Annotated in this window: 25 protein-coding genes and 1 pseudogene; 8 read left to right on the top strand and 18 right to left on the bottom strand. The window is 72.2% G+C overall.

The genetic code is table 11. From position 1 onward, the window contains the following. Positions 1 to 11: 11 nt before the first annotated feature. The 9 genes and pseudogenes from mobA to AAH991_RS19285 all read right to left on the bottom strand — a co-directional run bounded on the left by mobA (position 12) and on the right by AAH991_RS19285 (position 9,089). Positions 12 to 620, bottom strand: coding sequence for a molybdenum cofactor guanylyltransferase (gene mobA / locus AAH991_RS19325; protein ID WP_346227253.1), 609 nt, complete (start codon positions 618 to 620; stop codon positions 12 to 14). A 59-nt stretch (positions 621 to 679) separates the two neighbouring features. Then, positions 680 to 1,669 carry a GTP 3',8-cyclase MoaA gene (moaA, locus tag AAH991_RS19320; RefSeq protein ID WP_346227252.1) on the bottom strand — a complete coding sequence of 330 codons (990 nt, stop codon included), beginning with the start codon at positions 1,667 to 1,669 and terminating at the stop codon, positions 680 to 682. Positions 1,670 to 1,785: 116 nt separating this feature from the next. After that, entirely contained in the window at positions 1,786 to 3,003 is a 1,218-nt protein-coding gene (locus tag AAH991_RS19315; RefSeq protein ID WP_346227251.1) for a prephenate dehydrogenase, read from the bottom strand. Next, positions 3,003 to 3,389: a chorismate mutase gene (aroH, locus tag AAH991_RS19310; protein ID WP_346227360.1), complete on the bottom strand. Its 387-nt coding sequence runs from the start codon at positions 3,387 to 3,389 to the stop codon at positions 3,003 to 3,005. The genes AAH991_RS19315 and aroH overlap by 1 nt, the downstream gene beginning before the upstream one ends. Before the next feature lie 51 nt (positions 3,390 to 3,440). Further along, positions 3,441 to 4,769, bottom strand: a pseudogene (locus tag AAH991_RS19305) (class II 3-deoxy-7-phosphoheptulonate synthase); the annotation flags it as partial. 134 nt (positions 4,770 to 4,903) lie between these two features. After that, a complete protein-coding gene (locus tag AAH991_RS19300) occupies positions 4,904 to 5,719 on the bottom strand; it encodes a class II aldolase/adducin family protein (protein WP_346227250.1) in 816 nt (271 codons plus the stop codon). Between the two features lie 72 nt (positions 5,720 to 5,791). Beyond that, on the bottom strand, positions 5,792 to 7,327 hold the full coding sequence (locus AAH991_RS19295; RefSeq protein ID WP_346227249.1) for an FAD/NAD(P)-binding protein: 1,536 nt from the start codon (positions 7,325 to 7,327) through the stop codon (positions 5,792 to 5,794). A gap of 40 nt (positions 7,328 to 7,367) precedes the next feature. Beyond that, positions 7,368 to 7,907, bottom strand: a complete 540-nt coding sequence (locus tag AAH991_RS19290; RefSeq protein ID WP_346227248.1) for a flavin reductase family protein — start codon at positions 7,905 to 7,907, stop codon at positions 7,368 to 7,370. 258 nt (positions 7,908 to 8,165) lie between these two features. Continuing rightward, the gene (locus AAH991_RS19285; protein WP_346227247.1) at positions 8,166 to 9,089 is read right to left on the bottom strand and encodes a pyridoxamine 5'-phosphate oxidase family protein; all 924 of its coding nucleotides are present in this window, start codon (positions 9,087 to 9,089) and stop codon (positions 8,166 to 8,168) included. A 484-nt stretch (positions 9,090 to 9,573) separates the two neighbouring features. On the opposite strand from AAH991_RS19285, the gene AAH991_RS19280 reads away from it, so the two are divergent. The 3 genes from AAH991_RS19280 to AAH991_RS19270 are packed head-to-tail and all read left to right on the top strand — an operon-like array spanning position 9,574 to position 12,997. After that, positions 9,574 to 10,575: a helix-turn-helix domain-containing protein gene (locus AAH991_RS19280; protein ID WP_346227246.1), complete on the top strand. Its 1,002-nt coding sequence runs from the start codon at positions 9,574 to 9,576 to the stop codon at positions 10,573 to 10,575. Beyond that, a complete protein-coding gene (locus AAH991_RS19275) occupies positions 10,572 to 11,324 on the top strand; it encodes a class I SAM-dependent methyltransferase (protein WP_346227245.1) in 753 nt (250 codons plus the stop codon). The genes AAH991_RS19280 and AAH991_RS19275 overlap by 4 nt, the downstream gene beginning before the upstream one ends. Beyond that, complete coding sequence (locus AAH991_RS19270) at positions 11,321 to 12,997, top strand: AMP-binding protein (protein ID WP_346227244.1); 1,677 nt, start codon at positions 11,321 to 11,323, stop codon at positions 12,995 to 12,997. Before AAH991_RS19275 ends, AAH991_RS19270 begins: the two co-directional genes overlap by 4 nt. A gap of 110 nt (positions 12,998 to 13,107) precedes the next feature. Here the strand turns inward: AAH991_RS19270 and AAH991_RS19265 are convergent, their stop codons facing one another. Both AAH991_RS19265 and AAH991_RS19260 read right to left on the bottom strand, forming a co-directional pair. Continuing rightward, positions 13,108 to 13,515, bottom strand: a complete 408-nt coding sequence (locus tag AAH991_RS19265; protein ID WP_346227243.1) for a PPOX class F420-dependent oxidoreductase — start codon at positions 13,513 to 13,515, stop codon at positions 13,108 to 13,110. 41 nt (positions 13,516 to 13,556) lie between these two features. Next, entirely contained in the window at positions 13,557 to 14,105 is a 549-nt protein-coding gene (locus AAH991_RS19260) for a CGNR zinc finger domain-containing protein (protein WP_346227242.1), read from the bottom strand. Between the two features lie 394 nt (positions 14,106 to 14,499). On the opposite strand from AAH991_RS19260, the gene AAH991_RS19255 reads away from it, so the two are divergent. The 3 genes from AAH991_RS19255 to AAH991_RS19245 all read left to right on the top strand — a co-directional run bounded on the left by AAH991_RS19255 (position 14,500) and on the right by AAH991_RS19245 (position 17,923). After that, complete coding sequence (locus tag AAH991_RS19255) at positions 14,500 to 15,711, top strand: acyl-CoA dehydrogenase family protein (RefSeq protein ID WP_346227241.1); 1,212 nt, start codon at positions 14,500 to 14,502, stop codon at positions 15,709 to 15,711. Positions 15,712 to 15,895: 184 nt separating this feature from the next. Continuing rightward, positions 15,896 to 17,383 (top strand): MFS transporter, encoded by a 1,488-nt coding sequence (locus AAH991_RS19250; protein WP_346227240.1) that lies wholly within the window; start codon positions 15,896 to 15,898, stop codon positions 17,381 to 17,383. A 270-nt stretch (positions 17,384 to 17,653) separates the two neighbouring features. Next, a complete protein-coding gene (locus AAH991_RS19245) occupies positions 17,654 to 17,923 on the top strand; it encodes a LysR family transcriptional regulator (protein WP_346227239.1) in 270 nt (89 codons plus the stop codon). A 28-nt stretch (positions 17,924 to 17,951) separates the two neighbouring features. On the opposite strand, the gene AAH991_RS19240 is transcribed toward AAH991_RS19245, so the two are convergent. Continuing rightward, the gene (locus AAH991_RS19240) at positions 17,952 to 18,374 is read right to left on the bottom strand and encodes a YjdF family protein (RefSeq protein WP_346227238.1); all 423 of its coding nucleotides are present in this window, start codon (positions 18,372 to 18,374) and stop codon (positions 17,952 to 17,954) included. Positions 18,375 to 18,636: 262 nt separating this feature from the next. Between AAH991_RS19240 and AAH991_RS19235 the strand changes: the two genes are divergently transcribed. Continuing rightward, on the top strand, positions 18,637 to 18,969 hold the full coding sequence (locus AAH991_RS19235; protein WP_346227237.1) for a cupin domain-containing protein: 333 nt from the start codon (positions 18,637 to 18,639) through the stop codon (positions 18,967 to 18,969). A 55-nt stretch (positions 18,970 to 19,024) separates the two neighbouring features. Here the strand turns inward: AAH991_RS19235 and AAH991_RS19230 are convergent, their stop codons facing one another. From AAH991_RS19230 to AAH991_RS19220, 3 genes are all read right to left on the bottom strand, one after another. Then, on the bottom strand, positions 19,025 to 19,459 hold the full coding sequence (locus AAH991_RS19230) for a hypothetical protein (RefSeq protein ID WP_346227236.1): 435 nt from the start codon (positions 19,457 to 19,459) through the stop codon (positions 19,025 to 19,027). Between the two features lie 111 nt (positions 19,460 to 19,570). After that, positions 19,571 to 19,879, bottom strand: coding sequence for a hypothetical protein (locus tag AAH991_RS19225; RefSeq protein ID WP_346227235.1), 309 nt, complete (start codon positions 19,877 to 19,879; stop codon positions 19,571 to 19,573). Next, on the bottom strand, positions 19,846 to 20,604 hold the full coding sequence (locus AAH991_RS19220) for a phosphotransferase (protein WP_346227234.1): 759 nt from the start codon (positions 20,602 to 20,604) through the stop codon (positions 19,846 to 19,848). The genes AAH991_RS19225 and AAH991_RS19220 overlap by 34 nt, the downstream gene beginning before the upstream one ends. Positions 20,605 to 20,719: 115 nt before the next feature. On the opposite strand from AAH991_RS19220, the gene AAH991_RS19215 reads away from it, so the two are divergent. Further along, positions 20,720 to 21,874: an RtcB family protein gene (locus AAH991_RS19215; RefSeq protein ID WP_346227233.1), complete on the top strand. Its 1,155-nt coding sequence runs from the start codon at positions 20,720 to 20,722 to the stop codon at positions 21,872 to 21,874. Here AAH991_RS19215 and AAH991_RS19210 read toward each other — a convergent pair. The 3 genes from AAH991_RS19210 to AAH991_RS19200 all read right to left on the bottom strand — a co-directional run bounded on the left by AAH991_RS19210 (position 21,862) and on the right by AAH991_RS19200 (position 25,713). Then, positions 21,862 to 23,157 (bottom strand): cytochrome P450, encoded by a 1,296-nt coding sequence (locus tag AAH991_RS19210; RefSeq protein WP_346227232.1) that lies wholly within the window; start codon positions 23,155 to 23,157, stop codon positions 21,862 to 21,864. The genes AAH991_RS19215 and AAH991_RS19210 overlap by 13 nt on opposite strands. Positions 23,158 to 23,244: 87 nt before the next feature. After that, entirely contained in the window at positions 23,245 to 24,384 is a 1,140-nt protein-coding gene (locus AAH991_RS19205) for a cellulose binding domain-containing protein (RefSeq protein ID WP_346227231.1), read from the bottom strand. Between the two features lie 135 nt (positions 24,385 to 24,519). After that, positions 24,520 to 25,713 (bottom strand): cellulose binding domain-containing protein, encoded by a 1,194-nt coding sequence (locus tag AAH991_RS19200; RefSeq protein WP_346227230.1) that lies wholly within the window; start codon positions 25,711 to 25,713, stop codon positions 24,520 to 24,522. Positions 25,714 to 25,837 lie beyond the last annotated feature (124 nt).

Raw genomic sequence — 25,837 nt, 5'->3', positions numbered from 1 at the left:
GCGCGCTCCCTTCACCCACGTCCCACGGCCCGTTCGCGGGCCGCGCGCAGATCGTCGACGGTGTCGCAATCGAACCACGGCGGGATCTCGCCGGGCGCCACCGGCGGGCGCACGGGCGCCGGCGCCAGCGGGCCGAGCAGCCCGCGCAGCGACCGTCCCCGGTACGCGCCGAGCGCCGCCCGCAGCGCCGCCGTCCGCCACGCTCCGGTGAGCCACTGCTCACGGCCCTCGTCGTCCACGAGCACCGCGCCCGCGCCGCCCTCGGGCACGGCCGCAAGGAGCGCCCCGACGTGACCGGCGGCGACGAACGGCAGGTCGGCGGCGAGCAGGACGACCAGTGGGGAGGTCACCTCGGCGAGCCCGGCACGCAGCGCCGGCACGGGCCCGCCGCCCGGCGGGTGCTCCCGGGTGAACAGCACGCCCGGCATGTCTCTCGGCGGGCCCACCACGACGACGGCGCGGGCGTCGCGGACCGCCGCCGCCACGCGCTCGACCAGGGGCAGTCCGCCGACGAGCGCGCCCGGCTTGTCCGCCCCGCCGAGACGCTCGGCCCGGCCCCCGGCCAGGATCACGGCGTCGTACGCCGCCGCTCCTGTTCCGGTCTCGGGACGGGGACGCACGGCGGACTCCGGGGCTCTCGGGGGCTCTCGGGGGCTCTCGGGGGCTCTCGGGGGCTCCGTCAGCCGCCGATCGCCGACATCGGACGGGCCGGCTGCAGGAACGCGGGATCGTCGATGCCGTGCCCGGCCTTCTTCCCCCGCACCGCCGCGACCCATCGCTCCGCCAGTTCCTCGTCCGAGGCGCCCGAGCGCAGCGCCGCACGCAGGTCGGACTCCTCCGTGGCGAACAGGCAGTTGCGGACCTGGCCGTCGGCGGTGATCCGCACGCGGTCGCAGGCGCCGCAGAACGGCCGGGTGACCGAGCCGATCACCCCCACCCGCTGCGGGCCGCCGTCGACCAGGAACAGCTCGGCGGGGGCGCTGCCCCGCTCGCGCGGGTCGTCCTCGGTGAGGTCGAAGGAGTCCTTTAGCAGCCCGAGGATCTCGTCGGCCGTGATCATGTCGTCGCGGCGCCAGCCGTGCTGGGCGTCGAGCGGCATCTGCTCGATGAAGCGCAGCTCGTATCCCCGGTCGAGGCAGTGGCGCAGCAGCGGCACGGCCTCGTGCTCGTTGACTCCGCGCATCAGCACGGCGTTCACCTTGACCGGCGTCAGCCCCGCCGCCGTCGCCGCGGCGAGCCCGTCCAGCACGTCGCGCAGCCGGTCACGGTGCGCGAGCCGGACGAACACGTCGCGGTCGAGCGTGTCCAGCGAGACGTTGACGCGGTCGAGGCCGGCCCGCGCGAGCGGCTCCGCGAGGCGGGCCAGGCCGATGCCGTTGGTCGTCAGCGACACCTGGGGACGCGGGCGCAGCGCGGCGGTCGCGGTCACGATCTCGACGAGCTCCCGCCGCAGCAGCGGCTCGCCACCGGTGAAGCGGACCTCCCGGATGCCGAGCCGCTCCACGCCGATCGTCACCAGGCGGACGATCTCCGCACCGGTGAGCAGTTCGGGCTTGGGCAGCCAGTCGAGGCCCTCGGGCGGCATGCAGTACGCGCACCGCAGGTTGCACCGGTCGGTCAGCGACACCCTCAGATCGGTCGCGACCCGGCCGAACGAGTCAACCAGCACGAGAGGACCTCCAACCCCAGAGAGCCTCAAGCCTAAGCCCTGCCGTCACGACGGCGACAACCTCTCGGTGCCCGCCGTGATTCCCCGGGCACCGACGGGCTTCGCCGCCGCAGGGCTCACGGCTTGCTCAAGGCCTCCTGCCGCTCCTCCTCCACCTGGTGATCCAGTGACGGCGCGCCGGAGCCGGCGGGCGGCAGGGGTGCGACGGCGGCCGCACCGCCCGGGCCCTCCGGCACCGTGATCGCATGGAGCCGTTCGGCGGCCCAGCCCTCCTCCGTCAGCGCCCGCCACGCGGACTCCGCCCGCACGGCGGACAGGCCGAACTCCGCGAAGAGGACCCCTCGATCCGGGGACGCCGTGGCGGCGACGTCGTCGAGGCCGACTCCGAGCTCCGCGAGCCTGGCGAGCAGCAGCGCCAGCTCCCCCGGCCGCTCCCCCACGGCGACCCGCAACCGCACCTGGCCCGGCGGCGCGCCGGGGCGCCTGCCGTGGATCCGGTCGAGTCCGGCGATCCCCCGCCGCAGCAGGTCCTCGATCCTCATCACGCTGTGCCCCTCCCGCACCGGCTCGGCCGCCGCGAGGTCGTCGAGTGCGGCCAGCACGGCCGACAGATCGTCGTTCAGCGCTCGCAGCACTCTGGCGACCGCGGCGGCGTTGGCCTGGAGGATGTCGGTCCACAGCCGGGGATCACCGGCCGCGATGCGGGTGACGTCGCGCAGGCCCTGACCGGCGAGCCGGAAGGCCTCCTCGGGCCCGGACTGGAGCCGCGCCGCCATCAGGCTCGCCACCACGTGCGGGGCGTGGGACGTCAGCGCCACGGCGGCGTCGTGCGCCTGGTCCTCCATCACCACGGGGATCGCACCGCACAGGGCCACCATCTCGAGCACCCGGTTCAGGGCCGGCTGCGAAGTGGCCTGCGTGGGCGTGAGCACCCATGACCGGTCCTCGAAGAGGTCGGCGCGGGCCGCGAGCGGGCCCGACCGCTCCCGGCCCGCCAGCGGATGCCCGCCCACGAACGTCACCGGATCGGAGATGGTGCGCAGCACGTCGCGGGCCGGGGCGGACTTCACGCTCGCCACGTCCGTGTAGGCGTGGGCGAGGCCGCGCAGCTGCTGCTCGGCCAGCACCGCGCCGACCTTGCTGGGCGGTACGGCGATCACGGCGAGGTCCACCCGCTCCGCCGGGGCGCCGGCCACGCCGGCGCCCAGCGCCGCCGCGGTGCGGGCCGCCGTCTCGTCCTGGTCCAGCAGATGCACCATGACGCCGTGCCGGCTCACCGCGAGCCCCACCGACGTACCGATCAAACCTGTGCCGACCACCGCCATGGTGCGCATCACAGGGTCACGCCCCCTTCTCCCGGCTGCGCCAGGTCCTCGCGCAGCGCCGCCGCGCCTCCCAGGTACACGTGCCGGACGTCGCGGGCGGCCCGAGCCGTCCGCACGTGCGCGAGGACCCGCACCGTTCTGGGCAGCGCCCCCTTCACGTCCAGTTCCCGGGCGCACATCAGGGGGACGTGGGTGAGGCCGATCGCGCGCGCCGCCGCGGCGGGGAACGCGCTCACCAGGTCCGGGGTGGCGGTGAACACGATGCTGATGAGGTCGTCGGGCGACAGGTCGTTGGCATCCATGATCCGGCGGAGCACGGTCTGGACGCTCTCCAGGAGGTGCGGCTCGTCGTCCCGCTCGACCTGGATGGCGCCCCGCACCGCCCGGACCGTCAGCCCTGTCCCGTCCGGGGAGCCACCGCTCCCCGCCGGATCCTGACGGAGCATCTCCGCGACGAGGAAGGCCAGTTCGAGAGACTGGCTGCGGTTGAGCCGGGGGTCGCAGGCGGTCTCGTAGCGCCGGTGCAGGTGGTCGACGAGGATCTCGTCGCCGCCGCCCAGGCACTCGGTGACGTCGTCCCCGGTGAGCTCCACGTGGATGCCGCCCGGATGGGTGCCCAGCGCCCTGTGCACCTCGAAGAAGCCTCTGACCTCGTCGAGGACGTCGTCGAAGCGGCGGGTCTTGTGCCCGGAGGCCGCCTCGAAGGTGTTGCCGTGCATCGGGTCGCAGACCCACACCACCTGGGCGCCCTCGGCGCTCACCTTCTCCACCAGCTCGGGCAGCCGGTCCCGGACGCCGCGCGCGCCCATCCGTGTGATGAACGTCAGCCGTCCGGGCTCCCGCTCCGGGTCGAGCCGGTCGATCAGGGCCAGCGCCTCCTCCGGTGTGCTGGACGGGCCCAGTTTCACCGCGATGGGGTTGCCGATCCCGGCGGCGAACGCGACATGCGCGTGGTCGAGCTGCCGGGTGCGCTCCCCGATCCACACCATGTGCGCCGACACGTCGTACGACCGCCCGGTGCGCGAGTCCGTCCGGGTCAGCGCCGACTCGTAGTCCAGGATCAGCGCCTCGTGGGAGGAGTAGAACTCGACCGAGCCGAACTCCTCCGGATCCGCACCGCAGGCGTGCATGAAGCTCAGCGCACGGTCGATCTCCCGGGCCAGGGTCTCGTAGCGCCGGCCCGCCGGCGACGACTTCACGAAGTCCTGGTTCCAGGAGTGCACCTGGCGCAGGTCCGCGTACCCGCCGGTGGTGAAGGCCCGCACCAGGTTCAGCGTCGAGGCGGACGCGTGGTACATCCGCTTGAGCCGCTGCGGGTCGGGCGTGCGGGCCTCGGGGGTGAACTCCATGCCGTTGACGGAGTCGCCCCGGTAACACGGGAGCGTCACGCCGTCGCGGGTCTCGGTGGGCTTGGAACGCGGCTTGGAGTACTGCCCCGCGATCCGGCCCACCTTGACGACGGGCACGGAGGCGGCGTACGTGAGGACCGCGCTCATCTGGAGCAGCGTCTTGAGCTTGTTGCGGATCTGGTCGGCGGAGACCCCGCCGAAGGTCTCGGCGCAGTCGCCGCCCTGCAGCAGGAACGCCTCGCCCCTGGCGACGGCTCCCAGGCGGGCGCGCAATTGGTCGCACTCGCCGGCGAAGACGAGCGGGGGGTACGACTCGAGGTCCGCGATCACACCGCGCAGAGCCTCGCGATCGGGGTACTCGGGCTGCTGCGCCGCGGGCAGGTCCCGCCAGGACCGGCCCACCGGGGCACTCTGCGGAGAATTCATGGCTGTGGTGTCTTCCGGCTGGGGACGAGATCGTCCGTGCTTTCGATGGCGTTGCACGCGTTGGGTCGCACCTTCTGCCTCACGGGTGTGTGTGCCGGGTCCGGATTCCGCGCGCACCGGACCCGGCGGGCGTGCTACTCCTCGAGCAGGTCGGGCTGCTCGGCGACGATCTCGTCCCAGAGCAGCTGGAAGCTGAACCAGCCGAGCTGCGGATCGCCGAATCCGGCGCCCGCGGCCTCGGCCTGTTCGCGCGTGAACGTCCGCGGGGTGCCGGCCGCCAGGGCGAGCAGCTGCACCTGGGCGCAGCTGTCGTAGGTGAAGAACCAGTGGACCGCCTCGTCCAGCGACCCGCCGACCGTGATCAGCCCGTGGTGCCGCAGCAGGATGGCGCGGTTGTCGCCGAGCTTCTCGGCGATGTCCCGGCCCTGTTCGAGGGACACCGAGGGGCCCTCGTACGCCTCGTACAGGGTCTGCCTGCCGTAGAAGGCGGCCGACTCCTGGTCGATCGGCTCCAGCAGGCGGCCGAGCGCGCCCAGCGCGCGCGAGTGCGCCGTGTGCCCGTGCGCGGCGGCGGTGGCGTCCGGCCGGAGCTCGTGGATCTGCGAGTGGATGACGAACGCGCTGGGGTTGACCCGGTGCCTGCCGTGGACGACCCGTCCGGTGGAGTCGACGCAGATCAGGTCGGCCACGCGTACGCGGTTGAAGGAGACTCCGAAGGGGTTGACCCAGAAACGGTCGTGGTGCTCCGGGTCGCGTACGGAGATGTGGCCCGAGATGCCTTCCCCGAACCCGTACTTGCCGAACAGCCGGAGGGCGGCCGCCAGGCGCTGCTTGCGGTGGCGGCGGGTGTCGTCGGGGTTGTCGAAGACCGGCTCGCCCGGGATGGGCAGGCCCGTCGCGGTGTCCGCGAGGTACGCCGGGCGCGGCTCGGCGGCCGTCGTGATGGTCATGGTCGTTTCCCCTCTCTACTGCTGGGCGGTCCGTGCTGAGCTGGTGAGCGGGCGCAGGCGCCCGGGGACCCGCTACGCGGGGAGCAGGACGTCCTCGGACCGGGCGGCGTTTCCGGCCTCCGCGTGCTGCAGGATGGCCGCGACGATGTCCTCGCTGCGGTCCACCAGGGACGGGATGCCGAAGGTGAAGAAGAGCGCTCCGGCCCCGATGGTGCCGAGTCCGTACAGGCGCGGGTCCGGTGCGCCGCCCGCGATGAGACGGCTCGTCTCCCGGGCCAGCCGGAGTCCGCCGTGCGGATGGGGGCTCGCGGCGCGGCCGGCGGTGAGCGCGGTCACCAGGGACCGGGCGGCGGCCGGGATGCGGTCCTCGGACGCGTTCACCGCGTTGATCACCATGTCCGCGCCGATGACCTCCCCGTCGGAGGTGGCGAGCTCGAAGCCGCCACCGGAGCGTACGGCGACCTTCTGGAGCCCGGACCGCACGTCCAGCCGGCCGGCGTCGACGAGCTCGAGCAGCCGCGCCGCGCTGCCCGGCGGCATGGGACAGCACAGGCTCATGACGGTGCGGTAGTGGGACCGCAGCATCGCCGCCCTGTCCCGCTCCGTCAGCAACGGCCAGACGTCGGGGCCGATGTCCGGGACCGCGCGCTGCAGGATCCGCATGCCCGGGTCCGGCGAGTCCACCGCGGCGAGATGACGGCGCAGGCGTCGCACCGGCGGCTCCCTGTCCACGTCGGCGATCTCGGCGCGTATCGCGTCGAGGTCCGCGCCGGCGTCCACGAGTTCGGCCCGGACGACCGCCGTGAAGTCCTCCACGGACATCTCCCGCCGCTGCCGGGCCAGTGCGCGCATGTGGTGCTTGGTGAGATGGCGCAGTTCGAGCTCGATCGGCCGCTGCCGGACGGCGGGGAGCACCCCCCTCCGGGACAGCAGGGTGATCCGTCCCTGATGCCCCTGCGCGTCCAGATGGAGGATGACGTCGACCGCGGTCAGGCCGCTGCCGATGACGGCGACGTCCTGCCGTTCCCCGACGTGGCGGAGACTGCCGGAGACGGGGTACGGGTCGGCCACGAAGCCGGGAGCGCCGGTCAGCCCGTAGATGTCCCTGGGGCCGTCGCCGCCCACGCACAGAACCGCGTAGTCGAACGCGCCCGCGCTCGTGCCGCCCGTGCTCAGCAGCACGTGGTCGGCGGTCCGCCGGGCCCCGGTGACCGCGGCTCCGACGAGGTCGACCCGCCAGCCCTGTCTGCGCAGCTCGCCCAGTGCGGCGTACGCCGTCTGCTCGAGGTATTCGCCGTAGACGGTGCGCGGCACGAAACGGGCTCCCGAGTAGGCGTCGACGTGCCCGGCGTCGTCGGCGACGCGCTCCCGCAGCTCCAGCCAGCGCTCGAAGTGGTGCAGGTCGCCCACCCGTGCCGACATGTCGTCCGGGGTCGCGTTGACCTTGATGACCTCGGTGTCGACCTGGTAGGCCCGGCCCCGCCACAGGTTGGGGGACGGTTCGAACACGGTGATGCTGCCCGGCCTTCCCCGCTCCCGGGCCAACGCGTCGATGAGGCAGACCGCGGACGCGCCGCCTCCGATCACACCGATTGAGATTCCAGACATGTGTCAGCCCCGCCTGTCGATTATTGGAGAAGGAATGGCGCTAGACGATCCGGTTCAGCTCGATCCGATGAAATGCCCCCTGCAGGAAAACCAGCGGCGCCCGCGAGTGGTTCGTGCCGAGCCCGACTATCTCCCCGACGAGCAGCAGATGGTCGCCGGCCACGAGGTGATTCCAGTACCGGCATTCCAGCCATGCCGAGGAATCGAGGAGCAGGGCGCCGGTCCGCTCGCCCGGCTTCGCGGGAAGACTGCTCAGGGCCTTTTTCCTTTCCTGTTCGGGGCGGGCGAATATCCGGGCCAGATCCTCGCCTTCGGCGTCGAGGATGGAAACCGCCCACACCCGGGACTCCATCAGATCGGCCAGGAACGTCGACTCGCGGCGGATACTCAGCGATATCAGCGGAGGGTCCAGCGAGACCGAGGTCAGCGAATTGATCGTGAGGGCGTTGTGCGTGCGGAGTGAAGCGGTGCCGGAGAACGTGGTCACCACGCACACGCCCGTGGCGAAATTGCGCATCACCGTGCGCAGATCGTCCTGCACGGCGACCGCCACCTGATTTGCCGTTGGCGCCTCACCCATCGTTGGTCCTCCCGGGGAGCATCGGACACGAAATATTCAACGCATGCTCAGGAAATGACGGCCCCCGCGGGACTGGCCCTCGACGGCCTGAAAAGCGAAATCGAATCGGCTCGACACCGACGACGTTACCCGGCGGCGGCGCGGACATTTGCCGGAGTGCGCACCGGAGATTGCCGGTGCACGACGATTCCGGGATGACCGGGCCGTGGCGCCGGGCAACGCCGTTCGCGTTTCTCCGGAAAGCGCGCAGGCGCGGGATCAGCGCCGGGGGAAGTGTCGCCGGGCGCCGGGCCGCGGGGGGACGAAGGCGCCTGGGCCCCAGCGCAGCGCGGTCGCGTGACGGATCTCCACCGCGCGTTCCACGTCGAATTCGACGATCCGCAGCGCCCCGGGCAGTGCCGCGCTCCGCCGCGTGTCCCAGTCGACCCGGGCGCGGCCGGTCAGCTGCAGGGTGTGGCCCCGTTCCCAGTCCGGGAAGAGCAGGCCGCACGAGGGGTTCAGATGCAGGTTCCCCAACGTCATGTAGAAGGAGTTCCCGACGTAATCGGGCCAGGAGAGCCTGCGCGGTCCCTCGACGGTCACGAAGCCCGGTTCCCCGCCTCGGTGCGAGGCGTCCGCCCCGTGCTCCGGGGAGTGGCTGGCGACGAAGAAGGTGTCCGCTTCGGCGATCCACCGCTGCTGCCGCGGCCCGAGGTCCGGCCGGCTCGCCGCGGCGGGCCGTACGGAGCCCGGGTCGTCCCCCAGCGGCACACGCTGCCGGAGGTATTTGGGACAGTTGCCCAGCACCTGCTCGGTCCGCAGATGGAGCCTGTCCTCGTGCCGCCTGGCCACGCCGTTCACCCTGATGCGGCGCATCGTCTGCGGCTCGATCGCCAGCGTCCCCACGGCGCGCTCCGTCTCGAAGGCGCGCTCCAGGGGGTCGCCGGCTACGGGCAGAGCGGCGATCACCAAATCGGTGGGGCCGACCGGATCGGCGAACCCCGTGTCTCCCGTGACGAGGGAGGCCCACACCGCGCCCCCGGGATCGGCGGCGCCGAGGACGAGCATGCGTTGCCGCCTCAGGAAGTGGGCGAACGCCGGCTGGATCACGTCGTCGAACATGGGAGACCCCCAGCCCGCGTGCCCCTCGCCCGCCCGCCTCTGCACGGCCTGTTCGCCCTCGTGGTGGCGCGTCTTTACCACGTCGATCTCCTCGTGTCCGCAGGAAGCTCCGTCCGGCGCCGCCGGCGCCGGCCCGCGCTGTCGCCGTCGCCCGATGCGGGGTACGCGCCGCGCAGGCGGAAAGGCCCGGGCGACGACTGGACGCTAGCGACGCCGCCGTCCGCCCACTTGGCGGATCGCGCACGTTTCCTTGCGCAGATACGCACGTAAATCGCCTGTGACCGCGCGCGGTAGTACGGTTCGGCGGCCGGCGGCATGACCGCATCCAGGTGGGCGGCGTCCGCGGCCCGCAGGCGATGTTTCCGAGGCACGTGTGGCAGTCATCGAAAACTTCGATCGCCATAGAAAATCCGGCAAAGCGCGTGTTCTCATGTCTTGCGGGCGAAGCGGACCCCGGGGCGCCATCAATCCGTTCAAGGACTAAGCCCCGTATGAAGAGGTCGCGGTTGTGCCTTCGCGGAACGGCACGTCTACCACTAGGTCTTACCGACGAGGTGATTGATCGATGCTGCCTGTCCAAGTACCGAATGCACGTCGAACCGTCGTCCACACGAAACCGATCGCACGGTCGCAGGGTCACCTGGAGATCATTCGTGATCACCGGGCGGAACTCGACGGGACCACGGCGGTCAGGCAGTTCGGTGAAGTGCGGTTCTCCTTGGTCGACGGAGGGCCCCGCGAACTCATCCGGCCCAGCAGGCTGATCGACCAGAGTGCCGAGGGATACCTGAGGGTGTGCCGTCCGATGGACGGCGAGATATGGGTCTTCCAGGACGGGCGGCACGCGGTCGTCCGTGATCCGGAATTCGTCTGCTATGACAGTCTGCGGCCCTACAAAATCGTCATGCCGGAGCCGTTCCGTATGGCGACCCTGCTGTTTCCGCATCGTCTGATGGGCCTCACGCCGAAGGACACCGAACTCCTCACGGCGAGATCCTGCACCGGTTCAGAGGGGCTCGGCGCGCTCATGTCCAATCTCCTCATCGGGCTCGAGAAGCACAGCGGGAAGGTGGGCACGGCGATCGAGCTGCTGGGCGGAAGCGTGGCGGGCCTGGCCGCGGCCTTCTTCGCCGAGCGCATGCGGTCGCTGGCCGCCGACGCCGACGCGGGCAGGCAGGCGCTGATGCTGAGCATCCAGGCGTTCATCCGGGAAAGGCTCGCCGACCCGGACCTCACCCCGGCCGTCGTCGCCCAGCGGCACAACGTCTCGCTCCGCTATCTGCAGAAGATATTCCAGGAACACAACATCAGCCCGGCGCGCTGGATCCGGGACGAGCGGCTGGCCCGCTGCAGGGCCGAGCTGGCCGATCCCGGGCTCGACCACCTGTCCATCGCGGCCGTGGGCGAGCGATCGGGATTCTACGGCGCCTCGCATTTCAGCCGCCTCTTCCGGGACCGCTACGGCATCACCCCCAGGGAGTTCCGGAAGCAGCGGAACGTGAATCCCGCCGAATTCACCGGCAGCCCCGCACCGATTCGACCGACCAGCGGAAAGGTGACGCAGTGACAAGCTTCGAATTCCCCGGACAGTACTACGAGCTGATGCGCAGGGATTTCCGGAACCTCGCCGCGGAGACGGATTTCCTGGCCTCTCTCCTGCCGGACGGCGGGCGGGCTCTCGATCTCGGCTGCGGGACCGGGACCAACCTCCGCGAACTCGGCGCGCGCGGTTACTGCGGCGTCGGCGTCGACCAGAGCGCCAGCTTCGTCGAGTACGCGCGGCGGATGGGCGGTGAGGGCGTCGAGTACGTGCACGAGCGGGTCGAGGACTTCGAGAGCGAGGACCGGTTCGACCTCGTCTACTGCCTTTTCATGACGCTCAACTACCTCCCGCGGGCGGAGCTGCGGCGCGTCCTGCGGAAGATGCGCGGCCTGCTGCTGCCCGGCGGGCACGTCGTCCTCGAGTTCGGCCACCTGCTGAACTTCGTGGAGAGCTACCAGCCGTACACGGTCGCCCACCACCGCGGTGACGGGGTGCTCGTCACCCGGCTCGCCCGCCAGTCGCTCAACCCCCGCGCGGCGAACTGGAGGAACGAGGAGACCCTGCTCGTACGGGAGGCCGACGGCCGGGTGAGCATGTACGACAACTTCTTCGACCAGGCGGTCCTCACCGGGCCGGAGGTGCGCGAGCTGCTGGCCGACGCCGGCCTCCACGTCTCGGCCGAGTACGGCGGCTTCCGCAAGGAGCAGGTCCCCCCGCACGGGCGCGGGCCTGTCGTGATCGTGGCGACCGCGGAGGGGGCGGGGGCGCTGTGACGAACGCCGGCATCTCGCTTCTCGACGGCGGCCCCGCCCTCGCCCCCGACGTCCCCGATCTCGGTGAGGCGCTCGTCCGGGCGGCGCGGGCGGGAAGCGCCGAGGGGATCCGCTTCATCCACCCGGACGGCGCGGAGTCCCGGATGACGTACCGGGAGCTGCTGGACGCCGCCTCGCGCATGCTCGCGGGAATCCGTGCGGCCGGTGTCGCGCCCGGTGAGACGGTCGTCCTGCAGGTGGGCGACGACCCGGAGTTGCTGGTCGCCTTCTGGGCCTGCGTCCTGGGCGGTTTCGTCCCGATGCCCGTCAACGCCGGCGCGACCGCCGCCCAGCGGGAGGCCGCGCCCGGGCTGCTGGAGCGGGTCTGGAACGGCTACGGGAAGCCGTGGGTGATCACCGGCGCCGACCAGCCGCTGTCCCGGGAGGTCCTCGCCGATCCGGCCTGGCGGACCGCGTGGCTGGGGGACACCCGCCGGTTGCTCGCGCACTCTCCCGACGACCGCAGGCACCGGGCCGAACCCGGCGACCCGGCCATGTACCTGCTCACGTCCGGCAGCACCGGCGTGCCCAAGGCCGTGGTGCTCACGCACGGCAACGTGCTGAGCCGCACCGCGGCCACCGCCCGGGTGAACCGGCTGGGCGGGGGCAACCGCACCTTCAACTGGATGCCGCTCGACCACGTGGGCGGTCTCGTCATGTTCCACGTCCGCGACGTCTACCTCGGCTGCCACCAGGTCCATGCCCGGATCGAGTGGGTCCTCGAAGACCCGCTGCGCTGGATCGCCGCGATGGACCGTCACCGCGCGGACACCACATGGGCGCCCAACTTCGCCTTCGGGCTCATCAACGACCAGGCGGACCGGCTGAAGGAGCAGTCCTGGGACCTCAGCCGCCTGCGGTACATCATGAACGGCGGCGAGGCCATCCGGAACGGCGTGGTCCGCCGCTTCCTGGAGCTGCTCGCCCCCTTCGGGCTTCCCCCGGACGCGATGTACCCGGGCTGGGGCATGTCGGAGACCTCCGCCGGGGTGGTGGACTGCCGGTTCTCGGCCGGCGACGGCGGCGACGAGCGGTACGTCCCGGTGGGACGGCCGCAGCCCGGCACGTCCGTACGGGTGGTGGACGAGCACAACGCGCTCGTGCCCCCCGGCGCCATCGGCAACCTGCAGGTCAGCGGTGCCCCGGTGACGGCCGGCTACTACCGCAACCCGGAGCAGAACCGCCAGTCGTTCACCGCCGACGGCTGGTTCAAGTCGGGCGACCTCGCCTACATCCAGGACGGGATCCTCACCGTGACCGGGCGGGCCGACGACGTCATCCAGCTCGACGGCGTCACCTACCACGGCCACGAGATCGAGGCCCGGGTCGAGGAGCTCCCGTTCGTGGAGCCGTCGTACACCGTGGCCTGCCTGGTGACCGGGAACGACGGGGAGACCGAGGAGCTCGCCGTGTTCTTCCACCCCCGCGACGGGATGCCGGCCGCCGAGGCGGAGCGCCTGATCCGCGGCCGGGTGGCCGACGCGTTCGGCGTCGGCGTGACGCACGTCGTGCCGGTCGGCAGGGAGGACATCCCCAAGACCGGCATCGGCAAGCTCCGCAGGGCGCACCTGCGTGAGCGGTTCGAGGCGGCACGCGACACCGGCCGCGTTGTCGCGTTCACGCGGCGCTCCTGACCCGGCCGGGCCCGTGACGCCGGTGCCGCCGGGGAACCGCTCCCCCGGCGGCACCCGTCGTCCGCCGCGCGGACGCCCCGGGCCGGCCGGCGCCGGCGCGTGCCCCGCGCTCAGGACCCGGAGGGCATCCCCCACACGTGCCAGGTGTCGATCTCGATCCAGGCGCTCACCCGCGGCCGTACGCGGTTCGGGTACGGCTCACCGGTGTAGTGGACGGCGAGGCGGTCGATGTCCTCCAGGTCCGGGTCGTCCTCCAGCGACACCACCCACCCCTGCATGCTGACGTGGCGGTACCAGCCGTCGGAGTCCAGCACCGTCAGGGACACCCGGGGATCGTCGCGCAGATAGTCCAGACGTCTGCGCCCGGCGTCCATGTTGACCAGCACCCTCCCGTCCTGCCACAGGTACCAGGTGGCCACGGAGACCGGTGCGCCGTCCTGGCGGACGGTGCTGATGACGCAGGGGTTCGGACGGGCGAGGAGCGCGGCGATGTGCTCGGGCAGAGGGCCACGGGACATGAGCGGAGACCTTTCGAGACCGGAACCGTCGGATGGCCGGTTCAGACGCCGGCGTCGCGTGCCCGCGCGTAGTGCCGGGCGGCCTTGACCCGGTTGCCGCACAGGGACATGGAGCACCAGCGGCGGGTGCCGTTGCGGGACGTGTCGAGGAAGTAGCGGATGCAGTCCGGCTGGGCGCACAGCCGGATGCGCTCCGGAGCCGCGGCCAGCAGGTCCAGGTAGTCGCGGACGGCGGTCCACGCCGCCCCCCACGCCGGGTCGTCGAACTCCGCCGTCTCGCCGGGTCCCTCCGCGCCGAGGGTGAGCCGGATGCGCCCATGGGCGAGGACGTCGTCGACCTGCCGGTAGACGGCGGGATCCCCGGGACCGGAGACCACCGCGGCCAGCACGCCGCGCGCGTGGACGACCGCCTTCAGCGACTCCTCGTCCGCGGCGAAGCGGTCGGCCAGCCCGTGGCCGGCCAGCCACACGCGCAGCCCGGAGGGCGAGTCCAGCAGGTCGTTGAGCCGGCCGTACTCCTTCCACCGGGTGTTCAGGAGGTCGAGGGCGAGGGGTTCCCGGACGAACGGACGCGGGTCGGGCTCGGTCATGGCGACATCCTCCAACTACCGCCTGCTCTAACCACTCAATCATAAATGACCGGTTGCAGCGCCGCGTTTCTAACCCTTAAAGTCTGCGATGACGGTTATAGGGAGCACTGCCTGAGCGCTCGGGAGAGGGGCCATGTCACTGCCGGTCACATGGGCCCTCGTCGGGCATGGGGTGAGTCGGTCGCGTCCGGCGTGTGCGGACGTACCAGATCGCGTGCGCGTTCGGGCGAACGGTGCGGCGCCTCCGTTCCTAGCGTGGGACCCGCTGCGAAGTGGCCAGGGCTGTCCCACCGTCCCGCTGTACAGGCCGCGGCGGCCTGGAGTCACCAGCGGACGGCGGCAGTCCGTCGCTGCGATCGGACCAGAGACGAAGCCACGAACAGGAGGTTTTCACATGACCATGCCGGAGACTCTGCGGCCCGTGGCAGGGCGCGAGCAGGTTCCCGCCTCACCGGAGGAGATCCTGGCGCGAGCGAAAGCGGCGGCTCCCCTGCTGCGCGAACGCTCCGAGGAGATCGAGCGCACCAGGCACCTCCCCAAGGACGTCGTGGAGCTGCTCCGCGACACCGGCGTCTTCCGCATCGGCATGCCCAACGAGTGGGGCGGCCCGGAGCTCACCTTCGCCCAGCAGACCGAGGTGATCGAGGCCCTCTCCTACGGCGACGCCGCGGCGGGCTGGTGCGCCATGATCGGTATGGACACCTGGATCTACGCGGGTTACCTGAACGAGTTCGTCGTCAAGGAGATGCGGGCCAACCCCGACGCGATCACGGCCGGCCTGATCTTCCCGGTCGGCCGTGCCGACCGGGTGCCCGGCGGCTATCGCGTCACCGGCCGCTGGCCGTTCGGCAGTGGCGTCACGCACGCCGACTGGGTCGTCGGCGGATGCGTCGTCCACCAGGACGGCGAGCCCGAGCCGGGGCCCGGCGGCGCGCCGATGAACTGGCGCCTGATACTGGCCCGCGGCGAGGACTTCGAGAAGGTCGACACCTGGCACACCACCGGGCTGGCCGGCAGCGGCAGCATGGACTACCAGGTCACCGACCTGTTCGTCCCCGAGGAGCGCTCCTTCGACTTCACCCAGCCGCAGCGGTCGGGACCGTTCACCGCTCCGGACGCCTTCTTGAGCAACGTGCCCGGCGTGCCGCTCGGAGTCGCCCGCGCGGCCCTGGACCACGTACGCGAGCTGGCGGCCGGCCGGGTCGAGAAGGCGACCGGCACGCCGTGGTCGGACAGCTACCGCGTGCAGACCGCCATCGGCCAGGCGGAGATGGAGCTGGCCGCGGCGCGCTACGCGGTCTACGGCACCCTGCACGATCTGTGGAACCGGCTGCAGTCCGGCGTCGAACCGACCCCGGACCAGCAGGTCTCCTCGGCGCTGGCCCGGGTCAACGCGTTCAGGACGGCTCGCTCGATCGTCTCCCGGCTGTCCGACCTCGTCGGAACCGCCTCGATCTACCGGACCTCTCCCCTGGACCGCTGGCTGCGGGACCTGCACACCATGTGCCAGCACATCCTCGCCCAGGAACAGATCGTGCAGTCGGCGGGGGCCCACCTCCTCGGCGGGACGCCTCTGGCGCCCTTCCCGCTGGGGCTCAAGGGCTGACCCGCGACGGTGAAGCCGGCCGGGGGCGAGGGCCGGCATCCCCTCGCCCCCGGCTCACCGCCGGCATCGACGGGCGGCATCCGACGCGGGCGGCAAGAGCCTCCGCTCCAGGCTCGGGATCGGCGCTTCCCATCCCCTCGGCGCGGCGGCAGCGACAATTCGACCGGAGTGGATTAGGACAGTCATGACGACTTCACCAGAAGAAAAAGTCCAGACGTTAGCCGAAGCCCGGGCTGAGGCGCCGGCGGAGGGGAGCTCGTGGGGGCTCCGCGAGTGGGGCCTGCTCGTCAGCGTCTGCGCCGCCTTCTTCCTCGACGCTCTCGACAACATCATGGTCGGCATCGCGGTGCCGCCGATCCAGGCGGACCTCGGGATGACCACCGAGTCCGTGCAGTGGGTCGTGAGCGCGTACGTTCTCGGCTTCGGCGGCTTCCTGCTGCTCGGCGGGCGCATGGCGGACCTTCTCGGCCGTCGCCGCATGTTCCTGGCGGGTGTCGCCGTCTTCGCCGTCGGATCGCTGGTCGGCGGCATCACCGACGAGGGACTGGTGGTGATCGTCGCCCGGTTCGTCATGGGCGTCGGCGCCGCGTTCACCGCCCCGGCGAGCCTGTCCATCATCGTCACCAGCTTCGCCGAGGGCCCGCAGCGCAACCGCGCGCTGGGCATCTACACCGCGTGCGGCGCGGTCGGCTACTCGACCGGCGTCATCGTGGGCGGCTCGCTCACCGAGATCAGCTGGCGCTGGACGTTCCTGCTCCCGGTCGCCGTGGCGCTCATCGCGTTCGCCGGCGCCCTGGCGCTCGTGCCGCGCGACGCCGCGTCGGGCCGCCGTGGGGGCTCGTTCGACCTCGCCGGCGCCGTCACCGTGACGGCCGCGATGCTGCTGCTCGTCTACAGCATCGTCGAGGCGCCCAACGCGGGGTGGACGTCGCCGCGCACTCTGGGGATGTTCGCCGCCTCGGTGGTGCTCCTGCTGGCCTTCGTCGTCATCGAGCGCCGGACGGCACAGCCCCTGCTGCGCCTGGGCCTGCTGCGCAACGGCGCGCTGGTGGGCGCGAGCCTGGTCGCGGCGGCGATCCTCGGCACCTACATGAGTTTCCAGTTCATCGGCGGCCTCTACCTGCAGTCGCTGCGCGGCTGGTCGCCGATGCAGATGGCGCTGGCCTTCCTCCCCATCGGCCTGCTCATCGCGACGATCGCGCCGCGGGCCGGCAAGCTGATCTCGCGGTTCGGGGTCCGGTGGATGATCTTCGCGGGATTCGTCGCCTACACCGCTTCGTACCTGCTCTTCCTGCGGATCGACGAGGCGTCCCCGTACGTCTGGGTGATCCTGCCGAGCATCCTGCTCATCGGCGTGGCCTTCCCCTTCTCCTTCCCCGCCGCGAACGTGCAGGCGACCACCGGTGTGGCCGACTCCGAGCAGGGGCTGGCGGCCGGCGTGCTGCAGACGGGATACCAGGTCGGCGCGGCGATCGTCCTCGCGATCGTGACCGCCACGATGTCGGCCGGCGGCGCGGGGGGCGAGGCGGCCGCGACCCTGTCCGGTTACCACAACGGCCTCTACGTCGTCACCGGCATCTCCGTCGTGACCATGCTGCTCACCCTCGTCGCGGCCCTGCGCGCCTCCGCACGGCGCCGGGTCGCGGGTCCGGCGGCGATGGCGGATTACTAGAACCGCCGGCGCACGGCACCGGACGACAAATCGCCGGCGTCCGTTCACGAACAGGTCCGGCAAAGAGGCGTTCTATTTTCGGCTCCGCAAGAGGTGATCCCGAGGCGCGGTGAATAAACCGGAAATCCCGCGCCCGGGGTCCGTTTCTCACGCATCGCCTCGTGCGTGACAGAATGCCGATGGGCATGGAAAGTAATCGCTGGAAAATGAGCGCGCACCACCTTGACCATACGCTGATCTCGGGTTATAGGGGGGACTTTGTCGTTCTGCGTGAACCTGCAGCAGCTACGCACTTTCTGTGAGGTCGCAGCCGAGCTGAGCTTCACATTGGCCGCGAAGAAGATGCACTACGCCCAGTCCAGCGTCACCGCGCAAATCAGAAATCTCGAGGAAGCCGTCGGGGCGGTCCTGTTCGACCGGAGAGGCCGCCGGATCGCCCTTACGGAGGCGGGAACGCGCCTGCTGCCCTACGCGGAAATGATGCTCTGCATCGCGGAAGCGGCGCACAGGGAAGTGGGCGAGGCCGTGACCGCGGCATAGGCGGCCGTACCGCAAGGGCGCCCCGGGGTCAGCGGTCGCGACGGCGCTCGATCCGCTTGCGCCGGGCGACCTCGCGCCGGTGCTCGGCCAGCGCCCGCTCGCGTTCGCGCCGGTCCACCCGCGCCTCGCCCTTGTTCTTCTCCATCTCGAGTCGCAGCGCCTCCTGCGCGGCCGTGCCGCGCCGGGTGACCCGCTCCGCCGCACGCGCGGCCAGCTTGGCCGCGCGCTTCGGATTGACCCGCCGCTCCCCGCGCCCGTCCACCGGCACGGCGGGGGCGGCCTCGGCGCGTTCGAGCAGGGCGACCCCGTGCCGCATGAGGAACGCGTACAGCTCGGGGTCGGTGGGCTCGGAGCCGAGGACGAACCGGGTCGCGCGCAGCTCGCCGTCCTCGACGATCTCCAGTACGCCCACCCAGAACGGGTTCTCGAAATACACGGACAGGGATGCCACGGGTGCCCTCCACAGGTATGCCGACAGGCGGCTTGGCGAAGCCGCTTTCCGGCACACCGGACATCCTCCGAGGCTCCCCGAGGGGACACGAGAGGCGGATACGGAAACCACCGGGCCCGAAGGCCGGCGGGCGCCCGGGCTACCAACCGGGACCGCGTTTTCGTGTGCGTGCCCCAGCCTAACGGCGCCGTCCCCGGAACGGCCATCGCCTTTCCGGGCACCGCGCGGAACGCGGGGCAGACTGGGGGCACAGACTGGGGGCATGGAGCCTATCTCCCTCGACGTACGGGCCAGGGAACTACTCGAACGCGCCGCCGCCGCTTCCAGCGGGCGCGCGGCCGACAGCGTGCACGGCGGCCACGAGCGCGCGCTGCGCCAGACGCTGCTCGCCCTCACCGCCGGGAGCGGCCTCGCCGAGCACGAGAGCCCGGGCGAGGCGACCCTGCTGGTGCTGCGCGGCCATGTACGGCTGAGCAGCGGCGACGCCGTCTGGGAGGGGCGGCCCGGGGACCTGCTCGCCATTCCCGACGCACGGCACGCGCTCGACGCCGTCGAGGACAGCGCGGTCCTGCTCACCGTCGCCCGACGTCCCTGATCGCGCCCGCCCTGCGGTCTTCCCCGGGCACGCGGCCGGCGGGCGGGAGGAACCGCTACACGGCTTGGAGGAAGCAGCCCAGGGCGAGCAGCGACAGGACCTTCACGGCCTCCAGCGCCACGTAGTACAGGTGCGCCCTCGACCTGTGCCGCGCCGGGTCCTCGCCGGACAGGACGCGGTCGGACCTGCGGTTCAGCGGCGGACGTACGGCGGCGATCTGGACCACCAGGACGGCCGCCGCGAGGGCCGTGAGCGCCACCACGGCGGGACCGGGCGAGCCGGTCGCGACCGCCGCGATGACGACGACCGCCAGCACGGCCTCGGCGGCGTTGAGGGCGCGGAAGACGAGGCGGCCGATGCCGAGCCCGATGGGGATCGTCACCCCCGGCGCGCGGAACTTCAGCGGCGCCTCCAGGAAGGAGATCGCCAGCACCATCCCGAGCCAGACGAAGGTGGCCGCGCCGCCCACGGCGGCCGAGGCGGGGTTCATCGTCGCTCTCCTTCCGCACGCGCGAATCGGCGGGGGCACTCCTGGCGTCGTCCCTACGGCGTGCGCCGCCGCCCTCGCCCAGGGTCGCACGCGTCCCGCCCGGTGCCCGCGTCAGGGTGCGCGCCGCCAGCCGGTCCGCTGCCGCAGCCAGGCGAGCGCCGCCCGGCCCTGGGCGAGCTGGAACGCGCGGAGCGTGGGCAGGCCCGGCGGCGGGGGGAGGCTTCTCCGCTGCACGAAGAAACCGGTCACGGCGGCCAGGACCGCGGTGACCGCGTCGCCGTCCGCCTTCGTCGCGACCGGGTGGCCGTCGAAGACCTCGGCCGGGGGCGGGCCCCCCTGCATGGTCACGCTGGGCAGCATGTGCAGCAGGTCGAACCACCGCGTGCTCAGGCACGCCCAGGGCCAGTCGACGACGACCACTCGCCGTCCGCCGTGAGCAGCAGGTTGTCGGCCCGCAGGTCGGCGTGGGCGAGCGTGTCGCCCTTCGCCGCTGCCTCCCACGCGGATTCCAGTTCCGCCAGCCGGTCCAGGTGGCGCCGGGCCCACTCGGCATCGGCTCCGTCCATGCCGAGGCCGTCCGGCCCTGCCGCCAGACGCCGCCAGCCTCGGTAGTCCTCCCCGAGCCGCTCGGCGGCGGACGGGACGGCCACGGGCGCGGGGGTGAGCGACTCGGCCAGCCCGGCCAGCACCCCGAGCACGAGGTCCAGCTCCGCCGGGACCCAGGGCTGGGCAGGCTGCCGCCCCTCGACGTCCTCGAACAGCAGCACCACCCAGTCGTCCTCGTCGAAGGACGCGAGCAGCCCGGGCGCGGGCGCGGTCGCCGGCAGCGCGGCGGCCACCCGGGCCTCCGACCGGTGCATGCCGGGGCTGAGCGGGTTCGGCTCGGTCCCGACCGCCTTGACGAAGGCCCTGCCGCCACCCGCGAGCCGCAGGCGGGCCGCCACACCCGGGGAGAAGCCGCCGGGCTGGGTGACGGCCTCGGTCACGCGGTCGCCCAGGTGCGTCTCGACGGCCAGCCGCAGGCGGGCGGGCACCGCGGCCCACGGCAGTCGCACGCCTCTCGCGGGCGGAGGCGGGCCGTCCTCACCGCGACGGCGACGCCGCTCCTCCCCCTGGTCTCCGGGCTCCCGGGAATCGTCGCGCATTGCGGCATGATGCGCGGCGGGCGGGTAGGGCGGCAAACGACTTTCCGCGCGATATTCGGTTGGGATTCCGGCCGCTGCCCGGCACAGTGGATCTCGATCGAGGAGGAGAACCACCATGCCGAAGCACATCGCCCCGAAGGTGCTGTCCTGGGCGAGCGAGATCGACGACGGGACGATCGACCAGGCCGCCCGGGCGGCGCGCCTGCCGTTCGTGCCCGGTCACGTCGCGCTCATGCCCGACGCGCACGTGGGCATCGGCGCGACGGTCGGTTCCGTGATTCCCACGGAGGGCGCGATCATCCCGTCCGCCGTCGGCGTGGACATCGGCTGCGGAATGGTCGCGACCGAGACCACGCTCACCGCCGCCGACCTGCCCGACTCGCTCGACCCGCTGATGCGGCTCGTGGAGCGGCGCATCCCGGCGGGCGTGGGCAAGGGGCACGACGACCGCGCGGTGGACCGCGCGCTCGGCGAGCTGGGCCGGCCGCACACCTCGCTCACCCCGAAGCAGGAGAACACGGTGGCCTGTCAGTTCGGGACCCTCGGCTCGGGCAACCACTTCGTGGAGGTCTGCCTCGACGAGCGCGACCGGGTCTGGACCGTGCTGCACTCGGGCTCGCGCGGGATCGGCAACCAGCTCGCCACCGCGCACATCAACGGCGCGAAGCGGCTCATGCGCAGCCTGGCGATCGGCCTGGAGGACTACGACCTCGCCTATTTCACCCAGGGCACCCGGGAGTTCACGGCGTACATCGAGGACATGCTGTGGGCACAGCGGTACGCGATGGCCTCGCGCGCGCGGATGGACAGGGTGCTGAGCGAGGCGCTGTTCCGCGTCGCCGGCGCCGGCGCCCGGGTCCGGACGATCAACTGCCACCACAACTTCACCCAGATGGAGAGCCATCAGGGCAAGGAGCTGTGGATCACCCGTAAGGGAGCGATCAAGGCGGACGCCGGGGACGAGGGCGTCATCCCGGGCTCGATGGGCACCCGGTCCTACATCGTGCGCGGGCGGGGCAACCCGCTGTCGTACAACTCCTGCTCGCACGGCGCGGGACGCAGGATGTCCAGGAGCCGGGCCAAGCGCGAGCTGTCGCCGGCATCGCTGAAAGAGGCGATGCGCGGCCGGACCTGGAACTCCGACCGGGCCGCCGCGCTGGTCGACGAGCACCCCGAGGCGTACAAGCCGATCGACCAGGTGATGGCGGACCAGAAGGACCTCGTGGAGGTCCGGCACACGCTGCGCCAGGTCTTCAACTACAAGGGATGAACGGAGGGGCGCCGCCGTTCCGCGCCCACGGTCTCGCGGGGCGCCGACCCGTCCGGACGGGCGCCGGCCGGACGCAGGACGAAGCCGCTCGCCACCCGGGCCGGGATCCGGTACGGCGAGACGGTGAGGTCCTGCTCCGGCACGGTGTAGTCCAGCCGGGCCAGCCGCGGCGCGAGGGCCTCCAGCAGGCCCACCGTGACCGGCTCGCCCGGGCAGCGGTGGCCGGCCGCCGGGTCGCCCCCGCCCTGCGGGATCAGGTCGTACGGGCCGATCTCCCGCCCGGCGAAACGGCGCGGGTCGAACGCGCACGGGTTCGGCCAGAGCGCCGGGTCGTGGTTCTGGCCCCAGATGTCGAGCAGCACGAGCCAGTCGGCCAGGATGGGCTCGCCCTTCCAGGTGAGGTCCTTGACGGCCTTCCCCGCGACGAACGGCGCGAAGGGATAGAAGCGCCGCACCTCGTGGGCGAACGCCTCGGCGTACGTGCCGTCGGCGTCCTCGGCCAGGCGGACGCGGTTGACCGGCCAGCAGTGCAGCGCGTGCGCGGCGAACGTGAGGAACCAGCTCACGGCCACGGTGGGGCGCACCAGGTTGAGCAGTTCCACCGCCGCGATCCGGGGCGCGAGCACCTCTCCGTCCGGCTCCCGGTGGCGGGCGGCCACGGCGAGCGCCGAGGTGTCCGGCACCCGCAGGGCGCCGCGCCGCACGTCCTCGACCAGTCCCGCCAGCCACGCCTCGCGGCGCCTGCGGGCGGTGCGGGCCCGCCAGTGCCGCGGGCCGGGCGACCCGAAGCCGTCGACCAGCGCGACGAGGTCGGCGGCGAGCGGCCCGGTCTCCTCCTCGGTGAGCGGGATGCCGGCCCATCGGCACGCTCCCCGGGTGATGACGCGGGCGGCCTCGTCGAAGAGCACGACGTGTCCCCTGTCCGGCCACGTCGCGACCGCCGCGTCCCAGGCCGCGGTGGTTCCGTCCACCAGGGCGGCGACGCTTTCCGGCGTCATCAGCGACATGAACATGCCCTTGCGCGCCCGGTGCGCGGCCTGGTCCAGCGTGTGCACCGCGCCGTGGCCGAACAAGGTGCTCTTGATCGGCTCGGGCAGCGCGGGTGCCCGCTGGACGTGGTTGTCGTCGTAGAAGAAGCGGACGGCGTCCGGCCCGCGCAGCACGACGGCGCGCTGGCCCATCAGCCGGGTGTGGACCATCTCTCCCTGGGTCTCCCGCCATCGGGCCGGCAGCCAGGCGTAGCCCTCGAGCAGCAGGAGCAGCGTGGTGTCGAGCAGCGGCATACGTCCTGACTGCCCGCGTCCGTTGCGGAGAAACTGGTTGCGCCGTACGGCCCTCCCACATCGCGGGCGGGCCGTACGGCGGCCGGATCAGCTCACCACGCAGTCGCGGAGGTTCAGGGTGAAGCTCCGGGGGTCGGGGTTGACGCCCGTGTGGGTGCCGTTGAACCCGATCTGCACGGACGCGCCGGCCTTGATCACCCTGTTCCAGGGCATCCCCACGGCCCTGACGTCCTTGCCCGACTGGGACCACGTGGCCGAATAGCCGCTGGTGATCTTCTGCCCGGGCTCGGGGAAGGCGAAGCGCAGCTCCCAGCCCTCGACGTCCACCGGGAGGAGATTGGTGATCTTCACGGTGGCCGCGAAGCCGCCGGGCCACGTCCAGGTGTCGTAGTCGACCGCGCACGTCGCCGGGGGCGGCGAGTAGGTGGGGTAGCCGCCCGACGCCGTGGCCGTCACCAGGTCGGACGGCAGGCTGAGGTTGCCCGCGGCGTCCTTGGCCACCATGAAGTAGACGTACGACTGGCCGGTGACGAGATTGCCCTCGGTGAAATGCGTGCCGATGGGCGTGCCCACCCGCGTCCAGCCGACGGCGGTGCGCCGGTACACGTCGTAGCCCGTCACCCCGACGTCGTCGGTGGACGGCGTCCAGCAGAACGACGTCCCCTTGAAGTCGGGCAGGCAGTTGGGCTGTATGCCGGTCGGCCTGGTCGGCGGCGTCGTGTCGCCCGTGGGCGGGGTCGGCGTCGCGTTCGCGCCGGAGACCGCCGGGGTGCTGAGCAGTTCGGAGGGCCGGCTGGTGTTCCCGGCGGCGTCCCTGGCGACGACGTAGAAGGTGTAGGTCCGGCCGTGGACCAGCCCGGGGACGACGGCCGTCGTACGGGAGGTGGAGGCGACCTCGGAGAAGCCGTCGCTCCTGAGCAGGAACACCTTGTACTCGGTCGTGTCGTCGGACGACGCCGTCCAGCACAGGCCGGCCACGCCCTGGAAGCTCCCGCTCGGGGGCGGGGGCGGCGGGCACGCCCGCAGGTCGCCCGGGGCCGCCGGCGGCGTCACGTCCGCCCCCGGCGAGGGCGACGGCGTCGGCGAGACCGTGGTCAGCGCGCGGACGGCCTGCGTTCCGGCCGTGCTGCCCGCGAGCACGGGTGGCGCGGCGATGTTGGCCGCGAGCAGCGCGGCGGCGACGGCGCCCGCCGCCGCCCACGCGGCCTGCCATGACACTTTGGGCACGGTTCCACCCCTCCGAGACGATGATCCGGCGACGATGTCGCCCGGATCATCGGTCGGCCGTGCGGGCCCGTCAAAGGACCGGCCCCGTCCCCGCCGGTCGTTCCGTAGGAATTGTGAAACTTTCAGCGGCGGGGATCAGCTCACCACGCAGTCGCGGAGGTTGAGGGTGAAGCTCCGGGGATCGGGGTTGGCACCCGTGTGGGCGCCGTTGAACCCCATCTGCACGGACGCACCGGGCTTGATCCTCGCGTTCCAGTCCGCGTTCACGGCCTTGACGTCCCTGCCCGACTGCGACCACGTCGCCGAATATCCGCTGGTGAGCTCTTGGCCCTGCTCGGGGAAGGCGAAGCGCAGCTCCCACCCGTCGATGTCGGCGGAACCGATGTTGGTGATCTTCACGGTGGCCGCGAAGCCGCCGGGCCACGTCCAGGTGTCGTAATCGACCCGGCACGTCGCCGGAGGGGACGGAGAGGCCGAGTGCGTGGGGTAGTCCGCCGGCACCGTGGAGGTCACCAGGTCGGACGGCAGGCTGACGTTGCCCGCGGCGTCCTTGGCCACGACGAAGTAGACGTACGAGTTACCGGGGGTGAAGTACGTGTACTGCTGACCCGGGACGGAGCTGTAGCCGGCCTCGATGAAGGACCGCGCCGTGCCGGGCAGGTCCCGGCCCGCCCGCGTCCAGCCGGTGCCGGCACGCCGGTAGACGTCGTAGCCCGCGACGCCGACGTCGTCGGTGGACGGCGTCCAGCAGAACGACGTCCCGTTGAAGTCGGGCACGCAGTCGGCCTGGGTCCCGGCCGGCCCGGTCGGCGGCGTGGTGTCGCCCGTGGCGGGGGTCGGCGTCGGTCCCGCACCCAGCGCCGGGGCGCTGACCAGCGCGCTGGGCGGACTGACGTTGCCGGCGACGTCCCTGGCGACGACGTAGAACGTGTAGGTCCGGTCGCCGCCCAGCCCGGTGACGACCGCCGTCGTGCGGGAGGTGGAGGCCACCTCGATGAAGCCGTCCGCCGTGAGCATCATCACCCTGTACTCGGCGACCCCGACGGCGTCGGAGGACGCCGTCCAGCACAGGCCGGCCACGCCCTGGAAGCTCCCGCTCGGCGGCGGGGGCGGCGGGCACGCCCGCGGGTCGCCCGGCGCCGTCGGCGGTGTCACGTCCGACCCCGGCGAGGGCGACGGGTGCGGCGGTGTCGTGTAGAGCGCGCGGGCGGCGTGCATTTGGGCCGCGCCGCCCGCGAGCACGGGCGGCGCGGCGATGTTTGCCCCCAGCAGCGCGCCGGCGACGGCGCCCGCCGCGGCCCACGCGGCCGGCCAGGACAGTCTGGGCACGGTTCGAACCTCCGGAGACGAAGTCCGCCAACGATGTAGACCGGATGATCGGCCGGCCCAAGGAGCCGGTCAAAGGACCGCCCGCGTCCCCGCCGCTCGTTCCGTAAGAATTGTGAAACTTTCA

Source organism: Microbispora sp. ZYX-F-249 (assembly GCF_039649665.1).
Classification (GTDB): Bacteria; Actinomycetota; Actinomycetes; order Streptosporangiales; family Streptosporangiaceae; genus Microbispora; species Microbispora maris.
This window is presented reverse-complemented; position numbering and strand designations above follow the sequence as displayed.